At 33.6% G+C, this 16,887-nt stretch carries 18 protein-coding genes; 12 read left to right on the top strand and 6 right to left on the bottom strand.

Annotated features, from left to right (window positions below):
* The first annotated feature begins 25 nt into the window (after positions 1 to 25).
* From B0I03_RS07035 to B0I03_RS07045, 3 genes are all read left to right on the top strand, one after another.
* Positions 26 to 781, top strand: a complete 756-nt coding sequence (locus B0I03_RS07035; protein ID WP_111566751.1) for a shikimate dehydrogenase family protein — start codon at positions 26 to 28, stop codon at positions 779 to 781.
* A gap of 411 nt (positions 782 to 1,192) precedes the next feature.
* Complete coding sequence (locus B0I03_RS07040) at positions 1,193 to 3,076, top strand: DUF349 domain-containing protein (RefSeq protein WP_111566752.1); 1,884 nt, start codon at positions 1,193 to 1,195, stop codon at positions 3,074 to 3,076.
* Between the two features lie 109 nt (positions 3,077 to 3,185).
* Positions 3,186 to 3,665 (top strand): hypothetical protein, encoded by a 480-nt coding sequence (locus tag B0I03_RS07045; protein ID WP_111566753.1) that lies wholly within the window; start codon positions 3,186 to 3,188, stop codon positions 3,663 to 3,665.
* A 230-nt stretch (positions 3,666 to 3,895) separates the two neighbouring features.
* Here the strand turns inward: B0I03_RS07045 and mazG are convergent, their stop codons facing one another.
* From mazG to def, 3 genes are all read right to left on the bottom strand, one after another.
* Positions 3,896 to 4,669: a nucleoside triphosphate pyrophosphohydrolase gene (mazG, locus tag B0I03_RS07050; RefSeq protein WP_111566754.1), complete on the bottom strand. Its 774-nt coding sequence runs from the start codon at positions 4,667 to 4,669 to the stop codon at positions 3,896 to 3,898.
* Positions 4,670 to 4,816: 147 nt separating this feature from the next.
* Positions 4,817 to 5,251 carry a DUF5606 family protein gene (locus B0I03_RS07055; RefSeq protein WP_111566755.1) on the bottom strand — a complete coding sequence of 145 codons (435 nt, stop codon included), beginning with the start codon at positions 5,249 to 5,251 and terminating at the stop codon, positions 4,817 to 4,819.
* Positions 5,252 to 5,308: 57 nt separating this feature from the next.
* Entirely contained in the window at positions 5,309 to 5,896 is a 588-nt protein-coding gene (def, locus tag B0I03_RS07060) for a peptide deformylase (RefSeq protein WP_111566756.1), read from the bottom strand.
* A gap of 181 nt (positions 5,897 to 6,077) precedes the next feature.
* Between def and B0I03_RS07065 the strand changes: the two genes are divergently transcribed.
* Genes B0I03_RS07065 through argH form a run of 8 tightly spaced genes read left to right on the top strand, consistent with a single transcriptional unit; the run spans position 6,078 to position 14,061 of the window.
* The gene (locus tag B0I03_RS07065) at positions 6,078 to 6,659 is read left to right on the top strand and encodes a GNAT family N-acetyltransferase (RefSeq protein ID WP_111566757.1); all 582 of its coding nucleotides are present in this window, start codon (positions 6,078 to 6,080) and stop codon (positions 6,657 to 6,659) included.
* Entirely contained in the window at positions 6,634 to 7,833 is a 1,200-nt protein-coding gene (locus tag B0I03_RS07070) for an argininosuccinate synthase domain-containing protein (protein ID WP_111567015.1), read from the top strand. Before B0I03_RS07065 ends, B0I03_RS07070 begins: the two co-directional genes overlap by 26 nt.
* A 5-nt stretch (positions 7,834 to 7,838) precedes the next feature.
* Positions 7,839 to 8,813: an N-acetyl-gamma-glutamyl-phosphate reductase gene (argC, locus tag B0I03_RS07075; protein ID WP_111566758.1), complete on the top strand. Its 975-nt coding sequence runs from the start codon at positions 7,839 to 7,841 to the stop codon at positions 8,811 to 8,813.
* 10 nt (positions 8,814 to 8,823) lie between these two features.
* Positions 8,824 to 9,960 carry an aspartate aminotransferase family protein gene (locus tag B0I03_RS07080; RefSeq protein ID WP_111566759.1) on the top strand — a complete coding sequence of 379 codons (1,137 nt, stop codon included), beginning with the start codon at positions 8,824 to 8,826 and terminating at the stop codon, positions 9,958 to 9,960.
* A 2-nt stretch (positions 9,961 to 9,962) separates the two neighbouring features.
* Positions 9,963 to 10,922: an N-acetylornithine carbamoyltransferase gene (locus tag B0I03_RS07085; RefSeq protein WP_111566760.1), complete on the top strand. Its 960-nt coding sequence runs from the start codon at positions 9,963 to 9,965 to the stop codon at positions 10,920 to 10,922.
* On the top strand, positions 10,909 to 11,700 hold the full coding sequence (gene argB, locus B0I03_RS07090; RefSeq protein WP_111566761.1) for an acetylglutamate kinase: 792 nt from the start codon (positions 10,909 to 10,911) through the stop codon (positions 11,698 to 11,700). The genes B0I03_RS07085 and argB overlap by 14 nt, the downstream gene beginning before the upstream one ends.
* Positions 11,678 to 12,748: a M20 family metallo-hydrolase gene (locus B0I03_RS07095; protein WP_111566762.1), complete on the top strand. Its 1,071-nt coding sequence runs from the start codon at positions 11,678 to 11,680 to the stop codon at positions 12,746 to 12,748. The genes argB and B0I03_RS07095 overlap by 23 nt, the downstream gene beginning before the upstream one ends.
* Before the next feature lie 2 nt (positions 12,749 to 12,750).
* The gene (gene argH, locus B0I03_RS07100) at positions 12,751 to 14,061 is read left to right on the top strand and encodes an argininosuccinate lyase (RefSeq protein WP_111566763.1); all 1,311 of its coding nucleotides are present in this window, start codon (positions 12,751 to 12,753) and stop codon (positions 14,059 to 14,061) included.
* On the opposite strand, the gene B0I03_RS07105 is transcribed toward argH, so the two are convergent.
* Genes B0I03_RS07105 through B0I03_RS07115 form a run of 3 tightly spaced genes read right to left on the bottom strand, consistent with a single transcriptional unit; the run spans position 14,058 to position 15,858 of the window.
* On the bottom strand, positions 14,058 to 14,534 hold the full coding sequence (locus B0I03_RS07105) for an Lrp/AsnC family transcriptional regulator (RefSeq protein WP_111566764.1): 477 nt from the start codon (positions 14,532 to 14,534) through the stop codon (positions 14,058 to 14,060). The two genes, argH and B0I03_RS07105, sit on opposite strands and share 4 nt — an antisense overlap.
* Positions 14,535 to 14,564: 30 nt before the next feature.
* The gene (gene ruvX, locus B0I03_RS07110; protein ID WP_111566765.1) at positions 14,565 to 14,975 is read right to left on the bottom strand and encodes a Holliday junction resolvase RuvX; all 411 of its coding nucleotides are present in this window, start codon (positions 14,973 to 14,975) and stop codon (positions 14,565 to 14,567) included.
* Between the two features lie 34 nt (positions 14,976 to 15,009).
* Entirely contained in the window at positions 15,010 to 15,858 is an 849-nt protein-coding gene (locus tag B0I03_RS07115; RefSeq protein WP_111566766.1) for an META domain-containing protein, read from the bottom strand.
* Between the two features lie 107 nt (positions 15,859 to 15,965).
* On the opposite strand from B0I03_RS07115, the gene B0I03_RS07120 reads away from it, so the two are divergent.
* Positions 15,966 to 16,781, top strand: a complete 816-nt coding sequence (locus B0I03_RS07120) for a 2,3,4,5-tetrahydropyridine-2,6-dicarboxylate N-succinyltransferase (RefSeq protein WP_111566767.1) — start codon at positions 15,966 to 15,968, stop codon at positions 16,779 to 16,781.
* The last annotated feature ends 106 nt before the right edge of the window (positions 16,782 to 16,887 follow it).

A 16,887-nucleotide genomic window follows, 5' to 3' on the forward strand; every position in this document is an offset into this window, starting at 1 on the left:
AGATTGTAATTTTAACTCAAAACCAATGAAAAAGAAAACAAAAAAACAGTTGAAATTTGGCTTAATTGGCCGAAACATAAGCTATTCTTTTTCAAAAAAATATTTCAACGAAAAGTTTGAAATTGGTCATTTTGACAATTGCGAGTACAAAAATTACGACATTGAAAGCATCAAAGAATTTCCAAAAATAATTACTGAAATTAAAGGTTTAAGAGGTTTAAATGTAACGATTCCGTACAAAGAAGAGATTATTACGTATTTGGACAAATTATCAAAAACGGCGGAGAAAATTGGTGCGGTTAATTGCATTACGATTTCCAAAAAGAAAAAACTAAAAGGCTACAACACCGATTATCACGGATTCAAAAAATCGATACAACCTTTATTAAAAGAACATCATAAAAAAGCATTAATTTTAGGAACTGGTGGCGCTAGTAAAGCCATTGCTTATGCTTTACGAAAATTAAAAATCGAATACGATTTTGTTTCTAGAACAGCCGATGAATTTCAATACAAATACGAAGAATTAGACGCTTCAATTTTCGAAGAGTACACGATTATCATCAACACTACTCCAGTAGGAACACACCCTAATGTTGACGATTTTCCAAATTTGGATTATAGTTTGTTTACCAAAAAACACATTGCTTACGATTTAATTTACAATCCAGAAGAAACTGCATTTTTAAAAAAGGCTAAAGCGCAAGGTACCGTGACTAAAAACGGTTATGAAATGTTGGTTTTACAGGCAGAAAAGGCTTGGAAGATTTGGAATGAATAGGTTTTCTTAAACGCAAAGACGCTAAGGTTTTCGCAAAGTTTTACGTTTAGTTTGTCATGCTGTCAAGCATCTCATCTCTTTTATGTCATCCCTACGGGATTTTTTTCTTATTCATTTCATTAATTACTGGGATGTCATGCCTAACGGCATTTTTAAGTTAGTCTAATGAAAAAGTACAAAACCAAAACTTCTTCAAAAAATCAATCCCAAGAAAGCCTTTTGATAGCTATCTAACCCCGATAGAAGCGACATCTCGCCTTGGCGGATATAGCGGATAGCGGGAAAATGGATGGCAAAAAAGCCCAAAACACTCGTTTCAAAGAAAATAAGCGATAATTGGACGATTTTTTTTGAATTTTCGGAGTGCTTTAGTATCTTCACAAAATATTAGTAACCTTAAGCATTTACACAATGTCAGAAGCAACACATGATAACCTGCATAACGCAGATGGACAAGACCAAATGGAACAATTAGATGGCGTTACCATTATTAGTCAATCGGTATTAGAGGAAATAGACAATTCTAATGCAGAAGAAAGCGAAGATGATTCGATAAAAGAAAAGCACGAAATTCCAGTTTTGGATTACGATGCAATGTCGATGGAAGCCTTAACCGATGAGCTGGAAAAATTAGTCAACAACGAAAAAGTAATGGCAATTAAAGACCATGTAGAAGGCATTAGAAAAGCTTTTTCGGACAAATACCACCATTTTATAGACGAGAAAAAAGAGGAATTCTTAGCTCAAAACAACGAAGAAGGTTTAGATTTTGAGTATCACTTTCCTTTAAAAAATAAGTTTGACGGTATTTACAATGCTTACAAAGCAAGTAAAGCGAAACACTTCAAACAATTACAAAACAATTTAGAACAGAATTTTGCGGTTCGTGAAAACTTAATCGACGAGTTGAAAAACTTAATCGATTCTGGTGATTCGAGCATTAGCGATATGTTCAAAAAAGTAAACGAAATTCGTGAACGTTGGAAAAATGCAGGTGCGATTCCGAGAGATAAATACAACATCTTGTGGAACAACTACCATTTTCATATGGAGCGTTTTTACGACATCATGCACTTAGACAAAGAAGCGCGCGATTTAGATTTGAAACACAATTTAGAGCAAAAACAATTAATCATTGCTAAAGCTAAAGGATTGTTGAACGAAGCTGACGTAATGAAAGCGTTCCGTGAATTGCAATTGTTACACCGCGTTTGGAAAGAAGAAATTGGTCCAGTTGATCGCGAACATAGAGAAGCGATTTGGAACGAATTCAGCGAAATTACCAAACAAATGCACGATAAACGTGAAGGTTTATATGCTGAAGCAAGAGCAAAAGAATCAGACAACTTAGCGGTTAAAAACGAAATCATTTCGCAAATTATCGCATTAGGAAACGAGAAAATCGATTCGCACAGTGGATGGCAAGCGCATATTCAGAAAATGGAAGCGTTGCGTGAAGCGTTCTTTAAAGCAGGAAAAGTGCCAGCGGAAGTAACAGAGGAAACTTGGGCCAACTTTAAAAATGCGGTTCGAGCTTTTAATGCGAACAAAAACGTTTTCTATAAAGATATCAAGCACGAACAACACGAAAACTTAAATAAAAAGTTAGCCTTAGTAGAAAAAGCTAAATCGTTACAAGATAGTACGGATTTCGCTGCTACTACTCCAATTATGAAGAAAATTCAAGACGATTGGAAGAAAATTGGACATGTGCCTCGTAAATATTCCGACAGTGTTTGGAAAGACTTTAAAGATGCGTGTAATGCTTATTTCGACAGAATGCATGAAGCAAGAAATGCCGAAACTAGTGAAGAAGTAGAAGCATTTGAAAAGAAAAAAGCATTCTTAGAAGAGTTAAAATCATTCACTTTAACGGGCGAGCACAAAGCGGATTTAGATGCTATAAAAGCTCACATTGCTACTTGGAAAACCTTTGGGAAAGTGCCTTTTAACAGAAGACACATTGAAGGGAAATTCAATAAGATTTTAGATGCCTTATTTGAAAAACTAAGCATGTCTAAAAAAGACACTGAAATGATGCGTTTTAGCAACCGTTTAGAGCAATTATCGGAAGGCGACGACCGCAGAGCTTTAGAACAAGAGCAATTCTTCATCAGAAAGAAAATCGACGAAGTACAGAGCGAAATTTTCCAATTAGAGAACAACATTCAGTTTATTAGCAGTAGTTCAAAAGGTGAAAATCCTTTTATTAAAGAAGTTCAAAAAAGCATTGAACGCCACAAAGACGACTTGAAATTGTGGAAAGAAAAGCTACAGCAAATTAAAAATATGTAAGATAGAATCCCGAGTGTAGGCTCGGGATTTTTTTTTGTTCCAAAAAATATTCTACTTAAGATTTTATATATTTGAATAAACAATATTATTAACTCCTGGGATATCTGACATGAAAAAAACAATTATTTTTATATTCCTTTTTGGAAATTTAGCATTTACAAACGCTCAAAACAAGCAAGATGAACCCATTTGGTGGAAATGGGAAAGAGAAGGCAAGTATTTAGAAGTAGTTAGTCATTTGCTTTATAAAATTGAGTCTGATTCTATCACAAACAAACACTCGGATTATCTTCATATCGCCAGAACTTATGGATATTTAAATGATTATGAAAAAGCTATTTTCTATTTAAAAAAATCAATGATAGGTTTGGAAGAAAAAAATGACGAACAATTTTGGTGGTATTACCAAGGAACTTTAGCTTTTTTTGAAAGAAATAAAGACAAACTGAAAGTTTATTTAGATAAACTAGAAAACAATCATTCGAACTACTACAAGAATAATTATCTAACTTTAAAATCGCTTCATGAGAATTTCGAAAAAGGGTATTTTGAAGCTTCTAGATGGAAAAACAATCAGAATAATAATTAAAATACCGTCCCTACAGGACTTCCTAATCGTTGGGTTTATTTTTTACCCATATTGCGTTCCTACGGAACTAAAAAAGTGAATACAACTGTTGTAAAATGCCGTTAGGCATGAAATATAGGTAACTTAATGTAGTAGAGCTGATAAAAATCCCTTAGGGATGACATAAAAGAGATGCTTTCAGCATGACAAACTAAACGTTAAAACTGAACACTGCGACTGACCACTGAACACTACAACTTCTTCGCTTCTTCCCAAAAAACATCCATTTCCGCCAAAGTCATATCCATTAAAGGTTTGCCTAATTCGGTGGCTTTGCTCTCTAAATATTGGAAACGTTTGATGAATTTTTTATTCGTGCGTTCTAAAGCGTCTTCTGGGTTTACTTTTAAGAATCGGGCGTAATTGATCATGGAAAACAAAACATCGCCAAATTCGGCTTCTATTTTGTCTTGGTTGCCAGCTTTTACCTCAACTTGGAGTTCGTTTAGTTCTTCTTGTACTTTATCCCAAACTTGATGCGGTTCTTCCCAATCAAATCCAACGCCTTTTACCTTATCTTGAATACGACTTGCTTTTACTAACGCAGGCAAACTTTTAGGCACACCTTCTAAAACCGATTTTTTGCCTTCTTTCAGTTTTAGTTTTTCCCAATTTTGCTTTACTTCTTCTTCGTCAGCCACCACCACATCGCCATAAATATGCGGATGACGATCGATTAATTTATCACAAATGGAATTCGCTACATCAGCGATATCAAAATCATTGGTTTCGCTTCCAATTTTCGCATAAAAGACAATGTGCAACAATACATCACCCAACTCCTTCTTGATTTCTTGCAAATCGTTATCTAAAATGGCGTCGCCTAATTCATAGGTTTCTTCAATCGTTAAATGACGTAAACTTTCAAGCGTTTGCTTTTTATCCCACGGACATTTTTCGCGTAAATCGTCCATGATATCTAAAAGTCGATTGAAAGCTTGTAGTTGTTGTTGACGTGTGTTCATGATTTTGTTTTTTGTTTCAAGTTTCAGGTTTCAAGTTTGAAATTGTTCTTGAAATTGAATTTGATTTTTGCACTTGTTCTTGCTTCTGTAAAAATAAAAAATCCCACGTGGAAAACGCAGGATTTTAAAGTATAATTTTTCCAATGCTTATTCAGCAGCTGGAGTTTCTTCTTCTTGTTTGATTTCCTTAGATAACGCTTCTACAGAAACGAAACCTTTAGGTTGTAACAAATTATACCAGTTTAAGATTTTTTTGATGTCAGAAGTATATACTCTGTCTTCGTCAAATTCTGGTAAAATTTCTCTGAAGTAGGCTTTTAATTTTGCATCGTCTTCTTTGTGAGACATGGCTAAACCGTCATTTTCTTTAGTAGCAATTGCTTTGAAAACCTCTGCTAAACGCACTTCTTCTGAATACGTATATACTGCAATTTCTGATAACAAACTTACGTTAGCTCTCATTCCAACAGTTATCTTTTTTCCGTCTAATAAAGATTCGGCAACAAATCCTGTACGTGTTTGAATTTTTAATTCATATAAACCTGGTTTCCCAGAAATAGCTAATATTTTTTGAATGCTCATGTTTCTTACTTATTAAGGTTGGCAAATATCTAATCTTTATTTAAAAATGCAAAAATTTTAACGTCCTTTTTTGTTTACGTACTTCATTTTATAATCGGGTCTTGCTTTACCATCCATAATGTTTTGCAATTTTTTCCCAATTAACTTCTTTTTCAGCATCGACAAATGATCCGTAAATAAAATTCCTTCGATGTGATCGTACTCATGTTGGATAACGCGCGCAATTAAACCATCATATACTTCTGTCTTCTTATTGAAATCTTCGTCCATGTATTCAATCGTAATCGTATCGTGACGAAAAACATCTTCACGCACATCTGGAATACTCAAACAACCCTCGTTAAATCCCCAAATATCACCTTCTTCTTTAATGATTTTTGCATTAATGAAAGTCTTTTTGAACTCTTTCATTAAAGCCGCTTCTTCTTTAGAAACGTCATCACTATCGCTAAAAGGTTCGGTATCTACAATAAACAAGCGAATAGGTAACCCAACTTGTGGAGCAGCCAAACCAACACCATGCGCATGATACATCGTTTCATACATATTAGCAATCGTCTCTTTTAGATTCGGATATTCAGGAGTAATGTCCTCTCCTACTTTACGTAAAACTGGTTCTCCGTATCCGTATATTGGTAAAATCATAATATTAAAATTGAGGGTACAAAAATAGTAAAATATACAGACAATAAAACAGTTATAACAAATAAATAACAGATTTAAAATAAGATTTAAAATCTTTAAAATTAATTTTAAAAAGATATTTTATCTTTATTTTGCAATTTAATAAATAATTTTATTTAGTTTTGCCGAAATTTTAAAAGAAATGACCCTTAAAATTGAGCAAACGAATTCTCAACATTTGATTTTCTGCGAAGCCATCATAGAAGAAATGGAACTTTCAGCAAAAGTGAGAGGAACAGGAATCGCAAAGCGTTCGATAGAATATTTAAGTAAAAAAATCATAGACGGAAACGGAATTATCGCCCTTACCGAAGAAAACGAATGGGCAGGATTTTGCTACATCGAAACGTGGAGTCATGAAAAATTTGTAGCAAATTCCGGATTGATAGTAGCACCAAAATTCAGAAAACATGGACTGGCTCGTAAAATCAAACAAGACATATTTTCATTGTCGCAAAATAAGTTTCCAAACGCAAAAATCTTTGGTCTAACTACAGGTTTAGCTGTGATGAAAATCAATAGTGAATTGGGCTACGAACCTGTAACCTATTCCGAGTTAACACAAGATGAAAACTTTTGGAACGGATGCAAAAGTTGTGTCAATTATGAAATTTTAATCGCAAAAGAAAAGAAAAACTGTTTGTGCACTGCCATGTTGTACGAACCAAAAATAGCATTAATACCAAAAGATGAAAACCATGAAAAAAGTAGTTTTAGCTTATAGCGGAGGATTAGATACTTCGTTTTGTGCCGTTTATTTATCTAAAAAATTAGGATACGAAATTCATGCCGTAACTGTAAATACTGGTGGATTTTCATCTGAAGAAATAAATGATATTGAACAACGCGCTTTGACTCTTGGTGTACATTCTTACACGTGTATTGATGCTGTAAAAAGTTATTATGACACTTGTGTGAAATATTTGATTTATGGAAATGTATTAAAAAATAATATCTATCCGCTTTCTGTGAGTGCTGAAAGAACCATTCAAGCAAAATCTATTGCTGATTATGCTAAAAATATCAATGCAGATGCAGTGGCACATGGAAGTACTGGTGCTGGAAATGACCAAGTGCGATTTGATGTAATTTTCAACATTCTTTGTCCCAATATCGAAATTATTACGCCTATTAGAGATTTAAAACTTTCAAGAGAAGCCGAAATTGAATTCTTAAAAGAAAATCAAGTAGAAATGAATTTCGAAAAAGCAATGTATTCCGTGAACAAAGGACTTTGGGGAACTTCTGTTGGTGGAAAAGAAACCTTAACATCCAATCAATATTTACCAGAAACAGCTTTTCCATCGCAATTAGAAAAATCAGAAGCAGATAAAACGGAAGTGATTTTACATTTCAAAGAAGGAGAAATCTTCGGAATTAACGAGACCATTTTTACTCATCCAAGTGATGCTATTATGCATTTAGAACAGTTAGCAACTCCTTTCGCCATCGGAAGAGATATTCATGTGGGTGACACCATTGTCGGGATAAAAGGAAGAGTTGGTTTTGAAGCGGCTGCAGCTTTAATTATTTTAAAAGCACATCATCTATTGGAAAAACACACGCTGTCGAAATTTCAATTGAACTTAAAAAGTCAATTAGCGGATTGGTACGGTAGCTGGTTACACGAAGGTTTGTTTTTAGATCCTGCTTTACGCGATATTGAAACTTTTTTTACCAACACACAAAAAACGGTCAATGGAAAAGTCATTGTAACGCTTTTACCCTATCGTTTTATCCTTAACGGAATTGATTCAGAGAACGATTTGATGGCATCTAAATTTGGAAGTTATGGTGAAATGAATTTGGGTTGGTCAGGTGAAGACGTAAAAGGATATTCAAAAATAATTAGTAATTCGCTTACCATTTATCATCAGGTGAACGAAGGAAAAATTTAAATCAAATGGAATCAAAAATAAAAGTTGGGATAGTTGGAGCTGCAGGTTATACCGGTGGCGAATTGATTCGTTTGCTCTTAAATCATCCAAAAACCGAAATAACTTTCGCATTAAGCAGAAGTCAAAATGGAAAAGCAATTAGTAGCATTCACACCGATTTAATTGGTGAAACAAATTTGATTTTCACCAACGAATATTTCAATACAATTGATGTTTTGTTTTTGTGTCTTCCGCATAAAGAAAGTAAAATTTGGTTGCAAAATAACGAAGTGAATGAAACCATCAAAATCATCGATTTAGGAAATGATTTCAGAATTGACGGCGCATTTGAAAAAGGAAATTTTGTTTACGGTTTACCCGAAATCAATAAGAAAACAATTGAACAGAGTAATTATGTTGCTAATCCAGGTTGTTTTGCTACGGCAATTCAACTGGCTTTGCTTCCATTGGCTAAAGCTAAAATTCTAAAAACAGTTTACACAACCGGAATTACAGGTTCAACTGGCGCTGGACAACAATTGCAAGACACTACACATTTTAGTTGGAGAGTTAATAATATTTCGGCTTACAAAACTTTACAACACCAACATGTGTCTGAAATCTGTAAAACACTAAATAGTTTAAATGAAGAAAAAGTAAACTTAGAATTTGTGCCTTGGCGTGGCGATTTTACTCGGGGAATTTTCACTAGTTCTACGATTGAAACAAAAATGAGTTTAGAAGAAATTCAAACACTTTATGAAGATTTTTACAGGAATAATCCATTTGTGTTTTTGTCTAAAACCAACATCGATTTGAAACAAGTGGTGAACACCAATAAATGTTTACTATTCATTGAAAAAGACGAAAATCACGTGGTCATTCACTCAGTTATTGATAATTTAATAAAAGGCGCTTCCGGACAAGCCGTTCAAAATATGAATTTGATGTTTGGCTGGGAAGCAACGCTGGGATTAAAATTAAAAGCCTCAGCATTTTAAAAAGAAAAAAATGAAATTATTTGATGTATATCCGTTATTTGACTTAAACTTCATTAAAGCAGAAGGAAGTTATTTGTGGAACGATAAAAACGAAAAATACTTAGATTTATATGGTGGTCATGCCGTGATTTCTATTGGTCATAGCCATCCAACTTATGTGCAAAAAGTTACCGAGCAATTAGAGAATATCGGATTTTATTCCAATTCAGTAAAAATTCCAATCCAAGAAGAAGTTGCTGAAAAATTAGGTAAAATTAGTGGTTACGAAGACTATTTACTCTTCATGTGTAACTCAGGTGCCGAAGCGAACGAAAACGCAATTAAACTAGCTTCATTTCACACACAAAAGAAGAAGAACATTTGCTTTACCAAGGCTTTTCATGGAAGAACTGCGGCTGCTGTTGCGGCAACTGACAACAAAAGTATTATTGCACCAACGAATGAGTCGGACAATTTTATTTTTGTTCCTTTTAACAACACAACTTCGTTAGAGGAAGCATTTAAAAATCATGAAATTTCTTCTGTAATTATTGAAGGAATTCAAGGTGTGGGCGGTGTTCAAATTCCAGAAGTCGACTTCTTAGAGAAAATTAGAAGTTTATGTGATGAACATGAAGCAGTTTTCATTTGCGATGAAATTCAATCAGGTTATGGAAGAACGGGAAAGTTTTTTGCTCATCAACATGCTAATGTTAAAGCTGATATCATAACCATTGCAAAAGGAATGGGAAATGGTTTTCCTGTTGGTGGCGTTTTAATTTCGTCAAAATTCCAAGCAAAACATGGTTTGTTGGGAACTACTTTCGGTGGTAACTATTTGGCTTGTTCCGCATCATTAGCTGTTTTGGAAACCATTGAAAAAGAAGATTTACTTCAAAACGCAACCGATTTAGGAAATTACTTGTTCGAAGCATTAAAAGATGATTCATTAATTCATGAAATCCGATATCAAGGTTTAATGTTTGGAATTGAACTGAAAGTTTCTTGTGCACCATTGCGAAATAAACTACTGAGTGAATTCAATATACTAACCGGAAATGCTTCGTGCCCAAAAACATTGCGAATTCTTCCCGCTTTAAACATTACAAAAATCGAGTTAGATGCTTTTATTCATGCATTTAAAATCTTATCCAAATCCAATTTATAATCATGAAACGTTTTTTTTCCGTAGACGATGTAGCTAACCTTGATGTTTTACTTCAAGAGGCAATCCACATAAAAAAAAATCCTTTGCAAAAAAGCGAATTAGGCAAGGGAAAAACATTAGGTTTAGTTTTCCTAAATTCAAGTTTAAGAACTAGATTAAGTACTCAAAAAGCAGCTCAAAACTTAGGTTTAAACACTATCATTTTAAACGCCAATCAAGAAGCTTGGACATGGGAATTTGAAGATGGCGCCATTATGAATGGTGGAACTGTAGAGCATATAAAAGATGCAGCTCAAGTCTTAAGTCAGTATTGCGATATCATCGGCATTCGTTGTTTTGCAGGTTTAACAAATAAAGAAGAAGACACTTCTGAAAAGGTATTTTCGTTATTTGAAAAATATGCTTCGGTGCCGATTATTTCATTGGAATCTGCAACATTACATCCATTACAAAGTTTAGCGGATTGCATAACTATTGAAGAGCAAAAACCAATCAATAAGAAACCAAAAGTAGTTTTGACATGGGCGCCTCACATCAAATCGATTCCACATGCCGTTGGAAATTCCTTCGCTCAATGGATGAACAAAACAGATTGCGAATTTGTAATTACGCATCCAAAAGGATATGAATTGGACCCAAAATTCACTCAAAATGCAACCATTGAATACAATCAAGAAGTAGCGCTACAAGATGCTGATTTTGTATATATAAAAAACTGGTCGTCATTTGAAAAATATGGAAAAATCCTAGAAACCGAGGAAGATTGGATGTTAACGAATGAGAAATTAAAAGTCACTAATAATGCTAAAATCATGCATTGTTTGCCCGTGCGAAGAAATGTAGAAGTAAGCGATGAAGTATTAGATAGCCCGAATTCTTTAATTTATCAGCAAGCCAATAATAGAACTTATGCCGCACAAATTGTGCTTCAGAAAATACTAGAATCAAATGAAAACGCTTAATATAATAAAAATTGGTGGCAACGTTATTGATGATGAATCAAAATTAAATGATTTCATCCAATCGCTTGCTAGTTTAAACGAACCTTTTATTCTAGTTCATGGCGGTGGAAAATTAGCAACTGATTTGGCTGAAAAACTAAATATCCCACAACAATTAATTGAAGGAAGAAGAATAACAGATGCCGAAACTTTGAAAATTGCGACCATGGTTTATGCCGGATATATCAACAAGAATATCGTGGCAAAACTTCAAAAGCAAAATATCAATAGTATCGGATTATCGGGTGCCGATGGAAATGTAATGAAGGCGACAAAACGAATCCATCAGGAAATAGATTACGGATTTGTGGGTGATATTTCAATAGAAAATGTGAATTTTAATTTTCTAGATATATTACTTCAAAGTGGATTAACACCTATAATCTGCGCAATTACTCACGATAAACAAGGTCAATTATTAAATACAAATGCCGATACTATTGCGAGTGTTTTGGCTTCGGCTTTGGCAACTTCATTTCAAGTAAAATTAATGTATTGCTTTGAAAAAAAAGGAGTTTTAAATAATCCCGAAGATGAAAATTCGGTAATCAAAAATTTAGATTGGAATACCTTTCAAAAATTAAAAGAAGAAGGCATCATCAATAAAGGAATGATTCCAAAAATTAATAATGCTTTTGATGCTTTAGCAAATGGAGTGAAAGAAATTGGGATTACTTCTGCTACAAACTTCACATATTTTATAAAAAACAACACTTATGAAGGAACAAGAATTAACTAATCTTTTCGAATCGGTTTACGAATTATTGAAAGAATTGATTTCGATTCCTTCTTTTAGTAAAGACGAAAACAAAACGGCGGATTGCATTGAAAAATTCTTTGCTAAGTATAATATACCGACGCATCGCGAAATGAATAACGTTTGGGCATTCAATCAATTTTATGATGCATCCAAACCAACAATTCTGCTAAATTCACATCACGATACGGTAAAACCCAATGCTAGTTATACCTTAAATCCATTTGAACCTATTGAAAAAGATGGTAAATTATATGGCTTAGGAAGCAATGATGCAGGCGGATGTTTGGTTAGTTTAATCGCAACCTTTATTCATTTTTACAACAAAGAAAATCTGAAATACAATTTAGTTCTAGCCGCTACTGCCGAAGAAGAAATTTCTGGTGTTAACGGAATTGAATCTGTTTTTAAGAAATTAGGTCCAATCGATTTTGCTATTGTTGGCGAACCAACCGAAATGAATTTGGCTATAGCCGAAAAAGGATTATTAGTTTTAGATTGTGTTGCAAAAGGAACTTCCTCGCATGCCGCACATCCCAATCATGACAATGCCATTTCACATGCTTTGGAAGATATTCAATGGTTTAATACGTATAAATTCGATAAAGTTTCAGACTTATTGGGTGAAGTAAAAATGACAGTTACCATCATTAATAGTGGTTCGCAACACAATGTAGTTCCCGATTCGTGTCAGTTTACCGTTGATGTTAGAACGACAGAACTGTATTCTAACATAGAAATCTTCAAAATTATACAAGAAAAAATCAAAAGCGAGGTAACGCCACGTTCTTTACGATTGAATTCGTCATCAATTTCATTGTCGCATCCATTTGTGCAAGCGGGTTTAAAAATGGGAAGAACCTATTACGGTTCACCAACCTCATCGGACCAAGCGGTAATTCCTTGTCCTTCTTTAAAAATGGGACCAGGATTATCAACACGTTCCCATAGTAGTGATGAATTCATTTACATAGAAGAAATTAAAGACGCAATTCAAATTTACAATTCCGTTTTAACTCAAATTTTATAGTTATGGCAGATAAAATATGGCAAAAAACAGCTAGTGACAATGCGTTTCATGCTAAATTAGTAGAAAAATTTACCGTTGGAAATGATGTCCAATTTGATTACGCTCTAGCTAAATATGACGTTTTGGGTTCATTAGCCCATTGCGAAATGTTACATTCTATCCATTTATTAAAAACGGAAGAATGGCTTTTAATCGAAATCGAACTTCAAAAAATTTTAGAAGAAATTGAAGAAAATCAATTTGAAATAGAACCTGGTATTGAAGATGTGCATTCGCAAGTAGAACATTTATTGATTCAAAGAATAGGTTCTGTTGGAAAGAAAATTCACAGCGGTCGTTCGAGAAATGATCAAGTGTTGACCGATTTGAAATTATACCTAAAAACCGAAATTTTAAACATAAAATCACTTACGGAAACTGTTTTTAACACCTTAATTCAGTTAAGCAACCAACATAAAGAAGTATTACTTCCGGGTTATACTCATTTGCAAATTGCTATGCCTTCTTCGTTTGGATTATGGTTTGGTGCATATGCTGAAAGTTTAGTGGATGATTTAGAATTGCTATTGGCAAGCTACAATATTATCAACAAAAACCCACTAGGTTCAGGTGCTGGATATGGAACTTCATTTCCATTAAATAGAACGTTGACAACTGAGTTATTGGAATTTGGAGCTTTAAATGTTAATTCAGTTTATGCCCAAATGACCAGAGGAAAATCAGAAAAAGTTATGGCAATGGCAATGGCTAATTTAGCGGGAACATTAAGTAAATTGTCTTATGACATGTGTTTGTATTTGAATCAAAATTTCGGCTTTATCTCTTTTCCGGATACTTTAACTACGGGAAGTAGCATCATGCCTCACAAGAAAAATCCCGATGTTTTTGAAATCATGAGAGCAAGATGCAACAGAATTCAAGCCTTACCAAACGAATTAATTTTACTAACTAATAATCTACCTTCAGGTTATCACAGAGATGTACAATTGACAAAAGAGTCTTTATTTCCAGCGATTCAATCTTTGAAAGAATGTCTTGAAATGCTACAATTTATGTTACAACACATTGAAATAAAAAAAGATATCGTTAAAGATTCTAAATACAATTATATGTTTAGTGTGGAAAGTGTAAACCAACAAGTTTTAGATGGAGTTCCGTTCAGAGATGCTTATAAAAACATTGGATTAGCAATCGAAAATCAAGAATTTATTCCAAGTTATGAAATAAACCACACGCATGAAGGAAGCATTGGAAATCTAAGAAATGATTTAATTGAAGATGCTTTTAAAAAAGTAATTTCAAAATTTAATTAATTACCTTTTGGAATCATATAAGCGGTTTCTTTCTTAGTTTCATTTAGAACAATACTACTGTGATATTGTCCAATATTAGGAATATTAGAAATCACATTTACCACAAAATCATTGTACGATTTAATATCCTCTGCAATGATTTTTAGCATATAATCGTAATTACCCGATAAACTAATTATTTCTTGAACTTGAGGAATAGCTATTATGGTTTTCTCAAAAGTATCAAGAGCCAATTTCGATTGTTCTTTCAAGGTTACATTGCAATACACAACAATTTGAACACCTATTTTAAAACGATCAACTAATGCTACATACTTTGTTATCACATGACTTTTTTCAAGGTTTTTTATTCTTTCATACGTTGGTGTAAATGAAAGCCCGACACGTTCCCCAATTTCTTTCACAGAAATAGTTGAATCTTGTTGAAGAATTTCTAAAATAGCTTGGTCTTTTGCGTCTAATTGATGTTTCATTCAGAAATAAAATTGAATATAAATGTACTATTATTTTTTATAACGTAAATAATCTTGAAGTATAATTGTTGCGGCAATTTCGTCAACCAAAGCTTTATTTTGACGTTGTTTTTTATTTAAACCACTATCAATCATCGTTTGAAACGCCATTTTGGAAGTAAAACGTTCATCCACTCTATCCACAGGCATTTCCGGAAAAGCTGCTTGAAATTTAGCAACAAAAGCATTGATGATTTCAGCACTTTGCGAAGGTGTTCCGTCCATTTGCTTAGGCTCTCCAACGATTACACATTCCACTTTCTCTTTTGAAAAATAGTCTTTTAAAAAAGAAATTGCTGTTTCTGATGGAATTGTGGTTAGCCCAAAAGCTATCATCTGCATTTCATCAGTAACGGCAATTCCTGTTCTTTTGATTCCGTAATCTATGGCTAAAATTCGCATTTATTGACTATTTTTTAGCAAATATAAGTTCAATTTACTTAATAATTTCAAATTCTGCTAAAGTTGCCATTCTGGCTTTGTTTAATTTTAAAGTTTTACCATCAAAATTATAATTATCAGCCATTTCTAAAACTTTAGCTAGTTCTTGTTCGGTTACCATATCTTCACAAGCCATCATGGTGGAAGCTACTTTTGAGAATTCAATACGACTAACCTCTTCTTTTAACTTATAGCTTCCCATCATATTATTACAACCTGCAAAAGCTGAAAATCTTCCGTCAGAATTAAAATTAATTCCGTTTTCTCTATTACTATTTTTATTCTTTTCGATAGTTTTTCCATATAATTTCACCAAACGCCATTTTGAATTTTTCAATTCAACTTTAGCAACTTCTTTGGTTTTTGTTTCTTCTTTTTGAACTGGAGCAATTGGTTCAGAAATTTCAATTCTTGATAATTGGTATTTTGAAGCTAAATCTCCTTCAATGCGTTTTCCATCAACATCTAAATGAAATAATGCATTTTCACCCACAAAATATTGATTTGGTGCAGCTGAACCCGAAAGCGTAATCGTATTTCCTGCATCGTTCCATGTGAATTTACCAGTTTCTTTAAACACTTTACTCGATTTCCCTTTATAAACGGTTTCCTTAATATACGAATCTTCAGTTAATGAAATCGTAGTTTCGATAGATTCGCAATCGGCACACGGAAGATTACCTCTATAGTTTCCTTGATAATCTAAACTATTTTTAGCGTTATGTTCATCAACTTGAACTACTGTAGAATCAATTGGTGTTCCTTCTGTTTCTTTTTCAATTTCCTTTTTACAAGAAGTAAAACCAATAGCTATTATTCCTAAAATTAGAAGACTTTTTTTCATGTTGTTTGTTTTTTTGTGATTAATGTAAATTTACGACTTATTTCTTATATCAAAAAGAATTCCAAAATTCATAAAATGTTATATTTGCACTACAAATTTTTACAATCATGACCAATTTACAATCTACGATAGAACAAGCATGGGAAAATCGTGCTTTATTACAAGAAGAAACTACGCAAAAAGCGATTAGAGAAGTTATCGAATTATTAGATAGCGGAAAACTTCGTGTTGCTGAACCTATTGAAAACGGTTGGCAAGTAAACGAATGGGTTAAAAAAGCAGTAGTGATGTACTTCCCTATTCAAAAAATGGAAACTTGGGAAGCTGGTATTTTTGAATATCACGATAAAATGTTATTGAAACGCAATTATGCTGAAAAAGGAATTCGTGTAGTTCCAAATGCTGTGGCAAGATATGGTGCTTATATTTCTTCGGGAGTAATTTTAATGCCAAGTTATGTAAACATTGGTGCTTATGTAGATGAAGGCACGATGGTGGATACTTGGGCAACCGTAGGAAGTTGTGCACAAATTGGAAAGCACGTGCATCTTTCGGGTGGTGTTGGAATTGGCGGTGTTTTAGAACCGCTACAAGCCGCTCCTGTTATTATTGAAGATGGCGCTTTCATCGGTTCAAGATGTATTGTAGTAGAAGGTGTTCACGTAGGAAAAGAAGCGGTTTTAGGTGCGAATGTATGTTTGACTGGTTCTACAAAAATTATTGATGTTACGGGTGATGAGCCTATCGAATACAAAGGAGTTGTTCCAGCTCGTTCAGTAGTAATTCCTGGAAGTTATACAAAGAAATTCCCTGCTGGAGATTATCAAGTGCCTTGTGCAATTATCATTGGTCAAAGAAAACCTTCAACCGATTTGAAGACTTCGTTGAATGATGCGTTGAGAGAATATAACGTAGCGGTATAATCCAAAGTACAAAATACGAAGTTTAAAGTACAAAGTTGAATTCCAATTCATGACAAAATTGTTGTGAATTGGAATTTTTATTTTCCTCCAAAAGTAAATTACAAGT

It is taken from the genome of Flavobacterium aquaticum (assembly GCF_003259835.1).
Classification (GTDB): Bacteria; Bacteroidota; Bacteroidia; order Flavobacteriales; family Flavobacteriaceae; genus Flavobacterium; species Flavobacterium aquaticum.